Annotated in this window: 12 protein-coding genes; 7 read left to right on the top strand and 5 right to left on the bottom strand. The window is 63.8% G+C overall.

The window, feature by feature from the left end:
• The first annotated feature begins 16 nt into the window (after positions 1-16).
• The 7 genes from RB2654_RS04175 (at position 17) to RB2654_RS04145 (ending at position 9,195) form a co-directional block, all read left to right on the top strand.
• A complete protein-coding gene (locus tag RB2654_RS04175) occupies positions 17-1,189 on the top strand; it encodes an RsmB/NOP family class I SAM-dependent RNA methyltransferase (protein WP_008328884.1) in 1,173 nt (390 codons plus the stop codon).
• Between the two features lie 135 nt (positions 1,190-1,324).
• Entirely contained in the window at positions 1,325-3,727 is a 2,403-nt protein-coding gene (locus RB2654_RS04170) for a hybrid sensor histidine kinase/response regulator (protein WP_008328883.1), read from the top strand.
• Between the two features lie 207 nt (positions 3,728-3,934).
• Positions 3,935-5,011 carry a recombinase RecA gene (gene recA / locus RB2654_RS04165; protein ID WP_040884382.1) on the top strand — a complete coding sequence of 359 codons (1,077 nt, stop codon included), beginning with the start codon at positions 3,935-3,937 and terminating at the stop codon, positions 5,009-5,011.
• Positions 5,012-5,180: 169 nt separating this feature from the next.
• Entirely contained in the window at positions 5,181-7,829 is a 2,649-nt protein-coding gene (gene alaS / locus RB2654_RS04160; protein WP_008328879.1) for an alanine--tRNA ligase, read from the top strand.
• A 1-nt stretch (position 7,830) separates the two neighbouring features.
• Positions 7,831-8,118, top strand: coding sequence for a DUF1330 domain-containing protein (locus RB2654_RS04155; protein WP_008328877.1), 288 nt, complete (start codon positions 7,831-7,833; stop codon positions 8,116-8,118).
• A 334-nt stretch (positions 8,119-8,452) separates the two neighbouring features.
• The gene (locus tag RB2654_RS04150) at positions 8,453-8,722 is read left to right on the top strand and encodes a hypothetical protein (RefSeq protein WP_008328876.1); all 270 of its coding nucleotides are present in this window, start codon (positions 8,453-8,455) and stop codon (positions 8,720-8,722) included.
• A 179-nt stretch (positions 8,723-8,901) separates the two neighbouring features.
• Positions 8,902-9,195, top strand: a complete 294-nt coding sequence (locus RB2654_RS04145; RefSeq protein ID WP_008328874.1) for a hypothetical protein — start codon at positions 8,902-8,904, stop codon at positions 9,193-9,195.
• A gap of 72 nt (positions 9,196-9,267) precedes the next feature.
• Here the strand turns inward: RB2654_RS04145 and typA are convergent, their stop codons facing one another.
• The 5 genes from typA to cutA form a co-directional block, all read right to left on the bottom strand.
• Complete coding sequence (gene typA / locus RB2654_RS04140) at positions 9,268-11,085, bottom strand: translational GTPase TypA (protein WP_008328871.1); 1,818 nt, start codon at positions 11,083-11,085, stop codon at positions 9,268-9,270.
• A gap of 70 nt (positions 11,086-11,155) precedes the next feature.
• Positions 11,156-12,118 (bottom strand): alpha/beta fold hydrolase, encoded by a 963-nt coding sequence (locus RB2654_RS04135; RefSeq protein ID WP_008328870.1) that lies wholly within the window; start codon positions 12,116-12,118, stop codon positions 11,156-11,158.
• Between the two features lie 59 nt (positions 12,119-12,177).
• Positions 12,178-12,795, bottom strand: a complete 618-nt coding sequence (locus RB2654_RS04130) for a YitT family protein (protein ID WP_008328868.1) — start codon at positions 12,793-12,795, stop codon at positions 12,178-12,180.
• A complete protein-coding gene (locus tag RB2654_RS04125; RefSeq protein ID WP_171042978.1) occupies positions 12,796-13,128 on the bottom strand; it encodes a DMT family transporter in 333 nt (110 codons plus the stop codon). It abuts the gene before it with no gap.
• On the bottom strand, positions 13,125-13,442 hold the full coding sequence (gene cutA, locus RB2654_RS04120) for a divalent-cation tolerance protein CutA (RefSeq protein WP_008328866.1): 318 nt from the start codon (positions 13,440-13,442) through the stop codon (positions 13,125-13,127). The genes RB2654_RS04125 and cutA overlap by 4 nt, the downstream gene beginning before the upstream one ends.
• Positions 13,443-13,478 lie beyond the last annotated feature (36 nt).

Raw genomic sequence — 13,478 nt, 5'->3', positions numbered from 1 at the left:
ACATTTTGGGTAAGGCATGACGCCCGCTGCCCGCCTCTCGGCCGCGATCGAGATCTTGGACAACTGGCTGGCTGGTGCTGCGCCGGAACAGGTGCTCACACGCTGGGGGCGCGCCAACCGCTATGCGGGGTCCAAGGACCGGGCCGCGATCCGCGATATCGTCTATGATGCGGTCCGTTGCCGACGGTCCTTCGCCACGCTCGGCGGCGGTGAAACCGGGCGCGGACTGGTGCTTGGCGGGCTGCGCGCCGCAGGGGCCGACCCGGATGGGCTTTTCACCGGCGACCGTTTCGCGCCGTCGCCCCTTACCGAAGAAGAGCGCACGGTGCTCGATCTGAGAAATGCCCCGCCTGCCGTAAGGCTCGACCTGCCGGACTGGGTATTGCCGTTGATGCAGGACAGCCTCGGCGCGGACTGTGAGGCGGTCGCGCACTCGCTGCGGCACCGGGCCCCGGTGTTTCTGCGTGTGAACACGGCCAAGGTCAGCCGTGCGGGCGCGCAAGCCGCACTTGCCGATGAAGGGATCGGCACGACCGAGCACACCCTGTCCGACACGGCCCTCGAAGTCACCTCCGGCGCGCGGCGCGTTCACATCAGCCGCGTGTATCAGGATGGGCTTGTCGAACTTCAGGATGCTGCCAGTCAGGCGGTGGTCGATCTGCTCGACGTGACGCCCGGTATGAGGGTGCTGGACTACTGCGCCGGGGGCGGCGGCAAGGCGCTTGCCCTTGCGGCACAGGGCGCTGCCGTGACCGCACATGACATTGACGCAGGGCGGATGCGCGATCTGCCGGAACGTGCCCGTCGCGCCGGGGTCGACATCGACATCTCCGCGCCGGGTCAGTCCGGCGACGGCTTCGACCTGGTTTTCGCCGACGCGCCGTGTTCCGGGTCCGGAAGCTGGCGCCGCGCACCACAGGGGAAATGGTCCCTGACGCGGGACGGGCTTGACGCACTGTGCCTAATGCAGGCCACGATCCTCGACGAAATCGCCGACCACGTGCGCCCCGGAGGGCGGATCGCCTACGCCACTTGTTCTCTGTTCGACGAAGAAAACATGAGCCAGATCAAGGCTTTCGTCGCGCGACGCCCGGAGTGGACCCTGACCGCCTCGCGCCGTTTCACACCGCTCGACGGGGGCGATGGGTTTTTCGTTGCGATCCTCGAAACTTCGCCCGGCACGCGCTAACTTACGCGAATAGCAACCCTAGATTGAATGTCGTTTCTCGATTAAGCTGACGTTAACGCTGACTAGGTTGACTGAGGCGCAGTCGAATCAACGCTTGGTAGGGTCTTGTCCCACGTTGTCCTTACACCTGGCCCGATGACCCGGGCGGCGCTTGGGTTGGCGCCGCGCCTGTGGGCGGTGGTGCTTGTGGCGCTCGTCGCGTTGGGTGGTTCGTGGTTCGTCGTGCCTCCGGTCGCCGCGCTGCTTCTGTTCCTGATCGGCCTCACGCTCCTGTCCGTCGCGCTTCTGACATTCGGTCTGAAGTTCTGGCACGACCGCGCGGCCGAAAGTCTGAGAAGCCTGACCGAGGCGCTCGTGGCCGAGGATTCGGCGCCCACGCTGATGACCGACCCCGACGGCGCGATCCGGTTCGCCAACGCGGCTGCCCGCACGGCGTTCGAGGCGCGCGAGGGTCAGACGTTGACCGAGGTGCTGGGCGATCTCTGGCTCCAGCCCGCGACATTGCTCTACCGCCTGCAAAACCGTGCATTGGCGCTGGGGGCGGCGCGCGAAGGCGTGGCGATCCGGGGCGGGCAGGTCAACGTGTCGGTCCATCGCGTCGGCTCGGAAACCTTCCTGTGGCGGATCGAGGAAGTCGGGGCGATGCGCCCGACGGGCCATTCCGGTGACGACATCGGCCTGCCGATGATGACCGCCTCGCGATCCGGCGCGATCCTTTCCATGAACGAAGCGTTGCGGCGCCTTCTGGGCGGGCGCGAATCCACGCTCGACCGGGTGTTCTCGGACCTCCCTCTCCGGCCCGGCGAAACCCACGTGATCCACGGCGCGCGCGGCGTCATGCCGGTGCTGGTGGCCGAGGTCGAACGCTCGGCCGGACGGCGGGAGATCTATCTGCTGCCCGAACCCAAATCCCCGATGCTCGAAGCCGCCGACTGGGGCGTGGTCGAAAGCCTGCCCGTTCCGCTCCTGCGTCTGGCGCCGAACGGACGCGTTTCGATGGCGAACGCACGCGCGCGCAAGCTGCTGGGCGTCGATGAGGTTGTGGGGCGTCTGTTCTCGGACCTTGTGGAGGGGTTGGGGCGGCCCGTGTCGGACTGGTTGTCCGAGGCTTGGGTGGGCCGCAATCTGGGTCGGACCGAAACCCTGCGCACGAGCGAGGGCGAGGAAGAGACCTTCCTGCAAATCTCGCTGGAAAAGGTGCGCGACGACGAAGGCGATGCGCTTGTCGTCGTCATGAGCGATGCGACCGAGTTGAAGACCCTCGAAACGCAATTCGTGCAAAGCCAGAAGATGCAGGCGATCGGCCAGTTGGCCGGTGGCGTCGCGCATGATTTCAACAACCTGCTGACGGCGATCTCCGGGCATTGCGACCTGCTGCTTCTACGGCACGACAACCCGGATGACGAGGATTTCCCCGACCTCAAACAGATCTCGCAGAACTCGAACCGGGCCGCCGCGCTCGTCGGTCAGCTTCTGGCGTTTTCGCGCAAGCAAACCCTGCGCCCGGACGTCATCGACCTTGCCGACAGCATGGCCGATCTCGTGCATCTCTTGGGGCGTCTGGTGGGGGAAACCATCACGCTCGACTACCTCCACGATCAGGACATCCGCCCGGTGCGCGCCGACAAACGCCAGTTGGAACAGGTCGTGATGAACCTCGTGGTCAATGCGCGCGACGCGATGCCCGGTGGCGGCACCATCCGTCTCGAGGTGCATAACGTGTATCTGGACCGTGCGCTGGAACGCGACCGTGTTCGGGTGCCGCGCGGGGATTACGTCACCATCCGCGTGATCGACGCCGGCCACGGCATTCCGCCCTCTAGGATCGCCAAGATATTCGAGCCGTTCTACACCACCAAAGGCGCGGGCAAGGGCACCGGACTTGGCCTTTCGATGGCCTATGGCATCGTGAAACAGTCCGGCGGGTTCATCTTCGTGGATTCGGTCGAGGGGTCGGGCACCACGTTCAGCTTGTATTTCCCCGTTTACGAACCGCCCGCCGACCACATGCTGTCTCCGACCATGGTGGCCGAGAAGGAGCGCACGGATGCGGTCCTTCGCGAAGCCGCCGCGCGGATGATCGAGGACAAGCGCGCGTCCGCGCCGGCGACGCTGGAGGATGCCGAGAAGGCGTCGGTGCCGAAACCGACGCATGATCCGAACCTCGAACGCAAGTCGGGCAATGTGCTGTTGGTCGAGGACGAGGCGCCGGTGCGCGCCTTCGCCTCCCGTGCGTTGGCGCTGCGCGGATACACGGTGCTCGAAGCCGACAGCGCCGAATCCGCGCTCGCCCTGCTCGAAGACCCGACGCTCAAAATCGACGTGGTAGTCACGGATGTCATCATGCCCGGCATGGACGGGCCGACCTGGGTGGCCAAGGCTCTCGAGGACCGGCCCGGGGTCAAGGTCGTGTTCGTGTCGGGCTATGCCGAGGAATCGGTGTCCGAACACCAAAAGCGCATCCCGAACTCGGTGTTCCTGCCCAAGCCGTTTTCGCTTTCGGAACTGACGGCCACAGTCGCGGCCCAGATCCACTAGGCCAAGCGTCTGAAATGACGCGGCTTTCCAAAAATCCACTCCGATCCTGACCGCGCTAAAGGTTTATTAACCAGGCTTGGCGCAAGGTGAATCCATAGAATTTTCTTGAAATGTTCTCTTTTGTTCTTCATGTAGAAAACCAGAACAAGAGGCGAACAAGAGCAACAATTGCTGCCCGGCTCCGGGTATGGAATAAGGATGGAAAACATGGCAACCGCAAACCTCCTGGACCTTGATATGAAACGCGACAGCGAGAAGCAGAAGGCGCTCGACAGCGCACTGGCGCAGATTGAACGCCAATTCGGCAAAGGCTCGATCATGAAGCTCGGCGCCGACAACCCGGTGGCCGAGATCGCTTCGACATCGACCGGCTCGCTCGGTCTCGACATCGCGCTGGGGATCGGCGGGCTGCCCAAGGGCCGGATCATCGAAATCTACGGCCCCGAAAGCTCGGGTAAGACCACGCTGACGCTGCATTGCGTGGCCGAGGAACAGAAAAAGGGCGGGGTCTGCGCCTTCGTCGACGCGGAACATGCGCTCGACCCGCAATACGCCAAGCGGCTGGGCGTCGACCTTGACGAACTCCTGATTTCGCAGCCCGACACCGGCGAACAGGCGCTGGAAATCGTCGATACGCTGGTGCGCTCGGGCGCGGTGAACATGGTCGTCGTCGACTCGGTCGCGGCGCTGACCCCGAAATCGGAACTCGAAGGCGACATGGGCGACTCGTCCGTCGGCGTGCAGGCCCGCCTGATGTCCCAAGCGATGCGCAAACTCACCGGCTCGATCGCGCGGTCGAACTGCATGGTCATCTTCATCAACCAGATCCGGATGAAGATCGGCGTCATGTTCGGCTCGCCCGAAACCACCACGGGCGGTAACGCGCTCAAATTCTACTCCTCCGTCCGTCTCGACATTCGCCGCATCGGCGCGATCAAGGACCGGGACGAAGTCGTGGGCAACGCGACCCGTGTGAAAGTGGTGAAAAACAAGGTGGCCCCGCCGTTCAAGCAGGTCGAATTCGACATCATGTATGGCGAAGGCATCTCGAAGACCGGCGAACTTCTGGACCTCGGCGTCAAGGCGGGCGTGGTCGAGAAATCGGGCGCCTGGTTCAGCTACGGCGACGAGCGGATCGGGCAGGGGCGTGAGAACTCCAAGACCTTCCTCAAGGAAAACCCCTCCATCGCGCTTGAGATCGAGGACAAGATCCGCGCGGCGCATGGTCTCGACTTCGATATGGGCGGCGCCGACTTCGACGACGCGGACGTCGTCGAGGACTGATCGGTCGGTGAAGGCCAACTCCGGAAAAGGCCCACGTGGCGGGTGAAACCGGTGCGGAGAATACCTGGGAAAGGGCAGGCCTCGGCCTGTCCTTTTTCGTCGTGGTGGACAGTGGTCGTGACCCCCGATAAACCGGGCGGACCGAAACACGAATGCCCGGACCCGCGCCATGGCCAGCCTGAACGATATCCGCTCCACTTTCCTCAGCTATTTCGAAAAGAACGGCCACACGGTCGTCGACAGTTCGCCGCTCGTCCCGCGCAACGATCCGACGCTGATGTTCACGAACTCCGGCATGGTGCAGTTCAAGAACCTGTTCACCGGGGTCGAGCACCGCGATTACACCCGCGCGACCACTTCGCAGAAATGCGTGCGCGCCGGGGGCAAGCACAACGACCTCGACAATGTCGGTTACACCGCCCGCCACCACACCTTCTTCGAGATGCTCGGCAACTTCTCGTTCGGCGATTATTTCAAGAAAGAGGCGATTCCCTTCGCGTGGGAGCTCATCACCCGTGAGTTCGGCATCCCGAAAGACAAGCTTTATACGACGGTGTATCACACCGACGACGAAGCGTTCGAGATCTGGAAAAAGGTCGGCGTGCCGGAAGAGCGGATCATCCGCATCGCCACCTCGGACAACTTCTGGCAGATGGGCCCGACCGGCCCCTGCGGCCCCTGCACCGAGATTTTCTATGACCACGGCGACCACATCTGGGGCGGCCCTCCGGGTTCGCCCGAAGAGGACGGCGACCGGTTCATCGAGATCTGGAACGTCGTGTTCATGCAGAACGAGCAGTTCGAAGACGGCTCGATGCGCGAACTGGACATGCAGTCGATCGACACCGGCATGGGGCTGGAGCGGATCGGCGCGCTGCTTCAGGGCAGCCACGACAATTACGACACCGACCTGTTCAAGGCGCTGATCGAGGCATCGGCCCATGCCACCGGCGTCGACCCCTATGGTGACCACAACGTGCATCACCGCGTGATCGCGGATCACCTGCGCTCGACCTCGTTTCTGATGGCCGACGGGGTGATGCCGTCGAACGAAGGGCGCGGTTACGTGCTGCGCCGGATCATGCGCCGCGCCATGCGCCATGCGCATCTGCTGGGGGCCAAAGACCCGGTGATGCACCGTCTTGTCCCGGAACTCGTGCGGCAGATGGGGCAGGCCTACCCGGAACTCGGGCAGGCGCAGTCGATGATCGAGGAAACCCTGCTGACCGAGGAAACCCGGTTCCAGGCGACGCTTGATCGCGGCCTGAAACTTCTGGACGAGGAACTGGCCAAGCTGCCCGAAGGCGCGGCGCTTCCCGGCGAAGCGGCGTTCAAGCTTTACGACACCTTCGGGTTCCCGCTCGACCTTACGCAGGATGCGTTGCGCGAAAAGGACCGGCTGGTGGACACTGAAGGCTTCGACGCTGCGATGGCCGAGCAAAAGGCGAAAGCGCGCGCCGCATGGTCGGGGTCCGGCGAAGCGGCGGATGCGACCGTCTGGTACGACATCGCCGAAGAAAAAGGCACGACCGAATTCCTTGGCTACGACACCGAAAAGGCCGAGGGCCAGATTGTCGCGCTTGTCGCGGACGGCGACAAGACCGACAAGGTCGATACCGGCAGCGTTCAGATCGTCGTGAACCAGACGCCGTTCTACGCGGAAGCCGGGGGTCAGGTCGGCGATACCGGCACGATCACGACCGAGACCGGCAAGGCGCGTGTCACCGACACCAAGAAGGTGGCGGGCGTCTTCATCCATTTCGCCGAGGTGGTCGAAGGGTCGATCGAACGCGGGCAGGGCGCGGAACTGACGGTCGAGCATGACCGCCGTTCGGCCATTCGCGCCAACCATTCCGCCACGCACCTGTTGCACGAGGCGCTGCGCGAGGCGCTTGGCGATCACGTGGCGCAGCGCGGCTCGCTCAACGCGCCCGACCGTCTGCGGTTCGACTTCAGCCACAACAAGGCGCTGACGGCGGATGAGATCGGGCGGGTCGAACGCGATGTGAACGCCTACGTCCGGCAGAACACGCCGGTCGAAACCCGCATCATGGCCCCCGACGATGCCCGTGCGCTTGGCGCGCAGGCGCTCTTCGGCGAGAAATACGGGGACGAGGTGCGCGTCGTGTCCATGGGCCGCGCGGCGACCGGCAAGGGCGTCGACAAGGAAACCTATTCCATCGAATTGTGCGGCGGCACCCATGTGAAACGCACGGGCGACATCGGCGCATTCGTTCTGACAGCTGAATCGGCCTCCTCGGCCGGCGTGCGCCGGATCGAGGCGCTGACAGGCGAGGCGGCGATGGGGGAATTGCGCCGTCGCGAAATGCTCATGTCCGAGGTCGAGGGACTTTTGAAAGTGTCCGAGCAGGACGTGCTGACGCGCCTTCAGGCTCTTCTGGACGAACGCAAGACACTAGCCGGGCAGGTCGACCAGTTGCGCCGGGAACTCGCCATGTCCGGTGGCGCAGGGGCCGGGCCGGACGCGGAACAGGTGAACGGCGTGGCGTTCTTCGCCCAGTCGCTGACGGGCGTTTCCGGTCGCGACCTTCCGCCTTTGATCGACGAGCACAAGGCGCGGCTCGGCTCCGGTGCCGTCCTGCTGATCGCGGATGTCGACGGCAAGGCGGCCGTGGCCGCGGGTGTGACGCCCGACCTGACCGATACGGTATCGGCCGTCGACCTCGTGCGCGCGGCGGTGGCCGAACTTGGCGGCAAGGGCGGCGGTGGCCGCCCCGACATGGCGCAAGGCGGTGGCAAGGATGCCGCCAACGCAGATGCCGCGATCGCCGCGGCGAAATCGGTAATTGGAGGATAAGATGCCCGCACTCTGGATCGCTCACGTCACGGTCACCGACGCCGACGCCTATGGGAAATATGCCGAGCTTGCGGGCCCGGCCATCGCCAAGCATGGCGGTGCTTTCATCGCGCGCGGCGGGCGCTATGTGCAGCTTGAAGGCACGGATCGCCCGCGCAACGTGGTCGCGAAATTCCCGTCCGTCGAGGATGCCGAGGCCTGCTATATCTCGCCCGAGTATCAGGCCGCACTCGACCACGCGCGTGGCGCGTCCGAGCGAGATCTGGTCATCATCGAGACGACCGAGTAACTCCCCGGCAAGAAACCGCCAAACAGACCCGAAACCGAGCGACTGGGCCTTTTCCAGCCGACCCGGTGATTCGGCAAAATTGTGGCATTGTTTCCGGCCCGGAAACGCGACGCTGGCTCTCATCACGCTGTTTCCAAAGGGGAAACCTAGCATGTTTCGAACATGCCACAGGATTGGTGCCAAAACTGAACCGATTCAGCCGGATTTGGGGGATTTTACCTAAAACCAAGGAATATCGGGGGTTTAACGGGGTGGAAACGAGAATTCCTGTCGCGCAACTGTGAAAAACTTAGTTAAGGTTCATTTACCAACAATTCATTTGGGAGATCGATCAATGAAAAAACTGATTGCTGGCGCTGTGCTCGCTTCGGCCTTCGCTGCCCCGGCTTTTGCCTGGGAAGGTCAAGTTGTGGCTTGCTATGACAAAGTCTGGGTACCGGCCTCGTACGCCTACTCGAAGAAGCTGATCATGGCGGCTCACACCGAGTGGGAGCACAACAAGAAAGGTCAGATGGTCAAGGTGCATTACCCGGCCGTCTACAAAGAGATCAAGACCATGACGGCCCCCGGTCACTACGTCGCCAAAGCGGCGAAGTGCAAGTAAGGGCTTAAGTCCAAGCTGCCATGGCAAGCCTTTGGGCGTGGGGGGCGATCTCCACGCCCTTTTTCGTGCATTAACCTTAACGCCCGCCCGCGACCTGCCGGAAGAATTCCGGAGCGCGGGCATAATTGTGCCGCATTTGTCGACAATGCTTCGGTTTGAACAAGACTGAGGAACGAGCAATGCGCAGGGCAATCCTGACACTCTTTTTCGTCGCCGCCGCCGGGTCGGCGTCGGCCGAGGAGCGCTATATCAACATCGGCAACGACCGGGTGAAATTGCTGGCTTGTTTCAACGAGGTGATGGTTCCGGCCAAATACTCGGTGAAAAAGGTTCTGATGGAACCCGCACGGCAGGCCTACGTCAAGCGGTCGACGGGCCGGGTCGAGCTGGTCGAATATCCGGCGGTCTACCGCGAAGAGCGGACGCTGCTCGAAGCCTCCTACAAGCTGATGAAACCCATTCCCTGCAACTGAGCAGGGCCGCGCCATGAAAAAAGGCCGGGCGGGAAACCGCGCCGGCCTTTCGTCGTGTTCGATTTTTCGCGATCAGGCCGACTTGGCCGCGCGCTTGCGCTCATGCGGGTCGAGGTGGCGCTTGCGCAGGCGGATCGCGTTCGGCGTGACTTCGACCAGTTCGTCGTCGTTGATATAGGCGATGGCCTGTTCCAGCGACATGCGGCTGATCGGGGTCAGGCGCACCGCGTCATCGGTGCCCGAGGCGCGCACGTTGGTCAGCTTCTTGCCCTTGAGCGGGTTCACCTCAAGGTCGTTGTCGCGCGAATGCTCGCCGATCACCATGCCCTGATAGACCTTTTCCTGCGGCTCGACGAACATCTTGCCGCGCTCTTCGAGGTTCCACAGCGCGTAAGCCACGGCCTCGCCATCCTCCATCGAGATCAGAACGCCCGCGCGACGGCCCGGGATCGCGCCCTTGTGCGGGGTCCAGCCGTGGAACACGCGGTTCAGAACGCCGGTGCCGCGCGTGTCGGTCAGGAACTCGCCGTGGTAGCCGATCAGACCGCGCGACGGCACGTGCGCCACGATGCGCGTCTTGCCCGCGCCCGCCGGTTTCATCTCGACCAGATCGCCCTTGCGCGCGCCGGTGATCTTTTCGATGACCGCGCCGGAATAGTCGTCGTCGACGTCGATGGTGACTTCCTCGACCGGCTCCATCCGCACGCCATCCTCTTCGCGCATGATGACCTGCGGGCGCGAAATCGACAGTTCGAACCCTTCGCGGCGCATGTTTTCGATCAGGACGCCCATCTGGAGTTCGCCGCGCCCCGACACTTCGAAGGCCTCGCCGCCCGGCGTATCCTTGATCTTGATCGCGACGTTGCTTTCGGCCTCTTTCATCAGACGGTCCCGGATCACGCGCGACTGCACCTTTTTGCCGTCACGACCGGCAAGCGGGCTGTCGTTGATGCCGAAGGTCACGGTGATGGTCGGCGGGTCGATCGGCTGGGCTTCGAGCGGTTCTTCGACCGCCAGCGCGCAGATCGTGTCCGACACCGTGGCCTTGCCCATACCGGCGAGCGAAACGATGTCGCCCGCGACGGCCTCGTCGATCTCGGTCTGGCCGAGACCGCGAAAGGCGAGGATCTTGGACACCCGGAATTGTTCGATCTTCTGCCCGATGCGGCTGATCGCCTGCACCGTGGCGCCCGCCTTCAGCTTGCCGCTCTCGACGCGGCCGGTGAGGATGCGCCCGAGGAACGGGTCGGCACCCAGGGTGGTCGCCAGCATCTTGAAGTCCTCGCCCTGATGGGCAAGCTGACGGGGCTTCGGAACATGGTTCACGATCAGCGCGAAGAGCGCCGACAGATCCTTGCGCGGCCCGTCGAGGTCGGCATCGGCCCAGCCGGAACGGCCCGAGGCGTACATATGCGGGAAGTCGAGCTGGTCGTCATCGGCGCCGAGGTTCGCGAACAGGTCGAACACCTCGTCCAGCGCGCGGTCGGGCTCGGCATCCGGCTTGTCGACCTTGTTCAGCACCACGATCGGGCGCAGACCCAGCGCCAGCGCCTTGGAGGTGACGAACTTGGTCTGCGGCATCGGGCCTTCGGCGGCATCGACCAGCAGGACAACGCCGTCGACCATCGACAGGATACGCTCAACCTCGCCGCCGAAATCGGCGTGGCCGGGCGTGTCGACGATGTTGATGCGCGTGCCCTTCCATTCGACCGAGGTGGCTTTCGCAAGGATCGTGATCCCGCGCTCCCGCTCGAGGTCGTTGGAATCCATCATCCGCTCGGACGTGGCCTGGTTTTCGCGAAACGCGCCCGACTGCTTCAAAAGCTCGTCCACGAGGGTCGTCTTGCCGTGGTCGACGTGGGCGATGATGGCGATATTGCGAATTTCCATTGCGGGGTCCTTGTCCTGCTCGCGGGTCGCTTACAGGCGGACGGGCGGAATGGCTAGGGGCAAAGCGGCGTCAAAGCGTGGCGAGCCAGTCGATGAGCGCCTTGTTGACCGCTTCGGGCGCTTCCTGCTGGGTCCAGTGGCCGACACCGGGCAGGCGGTGCACGCCGCGCAGGTCGGCCAGCGTCTTGGGCAGAAGATCCTCGGGCGGGGTGCGGAACATGGTCAGCACCGGGTCACGGTCGCCATAAAGGAACAGGCTCGGCTGCTGGATGATCGGGTTCGACGGATGCGCTTTGAGAAACGCGTGATCCTCCCGCTGATTTCGGTATCGGTTGAGCGGGCCACGAAACCCGGAGGTGCGGAAATCTGCGGCGTAGCGGTCGAGGTCATCTTGCGTCAGCCACGGCAGCGGCAGATCGGGCCGGGGCAGGCCCTTGAGCACCGGGTCGCCGTGCGCCTTGTCGTTGGGCCATCCGTTCGGCGGGCAGTCGCCGGACCACGCGTAGTAAAACTTGGCGAGGCTGTCTTCGACATCCGCCTCCAACTCGGCTTCGGCCACGCCCTCGTCCTGAAAATAGACCTGATAGAAGAAGCGGCCCTTGTCGGTGAAAAGCTTGTGGTAAAGGTCGATCGGCGCGACGTCGCCAGGTGGTGCGTAGGGCACGGAAAGCCCAGCGACGGCGCGAAACTGCTCAGGGAAGAGCCGCGCGGTGTTCCATGCCAAGGGCGCGCCCCAGTCATGCCCGACAATGACGGCGGGTACTTCCGACAACGCCTGCGCGAGACCCAGAAAGTCGCGCGTCATGACCTCCATCGCATAGGCCGAAACGGCCTCCGGCGCGTCCGAATTGCCGTAGCCGCGTACATCGGGAATACACACGCGGTAGCCCGCTTCCACCAGCGGCGACGCCTGCTTGCGCCAGCTATACGCGGTCTCGGGAAAGCCGTGGACGAGGATGACGAGCGGCCCGTCGCCCTCGATGCGCGTGGCCAGCCGAATGCCGTTCGTCTCGATAAAGGTCTTGTCGTTCATGTCGTCCTCCCGCAGCCATTGGGCGCCTGCGCGGGCCGGCTGTCAAAACCTCCGCTGCGTCAGCCTTTGGCGATGTAGCGGTCGCGACGGTGGTTGAGCGCGATCAGGATGTTCAGGAAGGCCGCGCCTAGCAGCGACCAGATCACCACCTTCGGCTCGAACAGGAAGAAGGCGACGATGAAAACACCCGCATCGAAAATGAGCTGCGTCAGGCCCGCCCGAAAGTCGAACCGGTCCTGAAGATACAACGCAAGCATCCCGATCCCGCCAAGCGATGCCCCGTGACGAAAGAAACTCAAAAGCCCCATACCGGCCAGAACCGAACCGATGATCGCCCCGTAGGCGGGATGCGGCAGGTCGAGCGTGATGGTATCTGCGAAAAACTCCGACACGGTCGACATCAGGATGACCGCGATAAAGCTCTTGATCGTGAACATCCAGCCCATGCGCAGGGCGGCGAAGACGTAGAACGGAAGGTTCAGGAGGAAAAAGACCAGACCGAAGGGCCAGCCGCCCAAGTAGGACAGGATCAGGGCGGTTCCCGCGATCTGGCCTGTGAACAGCCCGGCGGTTTGCAGGAACACGATGCCGAGCGCGACGAGTGTCGTCGCGATGACATATGCGACGGCGTCCTCGACCAGCGAGTGTCGGTCAGGCGGGGCGGAAAGCAGAAGCATCTAGTGCGGGGCCGTCTTGGAAAACAGGTGAATGACGAAGATCCCGCCAAGGATCATCGCCATGCCGAAGATCGCGGCGGGGTCGAGCCGCTGACCGAACACGACGAAGCCGATGAAGGCGATCAGCACGATGCCCAGCCCCGACCAGATCGCATAGGCGATACCGACCGGCAGGAACTTGAGCGCCCAGCCGAGCAGCGCGAAGGAAATGCCATAGGCGATCACCACGACGATGCTGGGGGCGAGCCGCGTGAACTGCTGGCTTGCCTGAAGCGCGGTGGTCCCGATGGTCTCGGCGACCACGGCGAAGAAAAGGATGAGATAGGGCATCAGGCGTCCACGTTGTCGGTGATCCAGTCGAGGTAATCCTGCGCCCCCCACACGATCGGGAGCGCGGTGATCTGCGGCACGTCATAGGGGTGCGTTTCGCGCACCTTGTCGGCCACCACGGGCAGCGCCGAGGCGAGCGTCTTGCCGGTGAGAAGCCATTCGGACTCGCGCTCGATCTCGTCGTTCCAACGGTAGACCGATGTGACCGCGCTGACTTGCCCACAGGCGATGAGCCGCGCGTCGACCAGCGCCGCGGCAGCCGCCTGTGCGGTCTCGGCGTCCGGATAGGTGATGTGAAGTTCGACCGCGTCGACCATGCGCGCCTCCTGCTTCGGGTCAGGCTAGGCGCGGGC

Source organism: Maritimibacter alkaliphilus HTCC2654 (assembly GCF_000152805.1).
Lineage (GTDB): Bacteria > Pseudomonadota > Alphaproteobacteria > Rhodobacterales > Rhodobacteraceae > Maritimibacter > Maritimibacter alkaliphilus.
The sequence above is the reverse complement of the archived record's forward strand: the minus strand, read 5'-3'. Positions and strand labels throughout refer to the sequence as shown.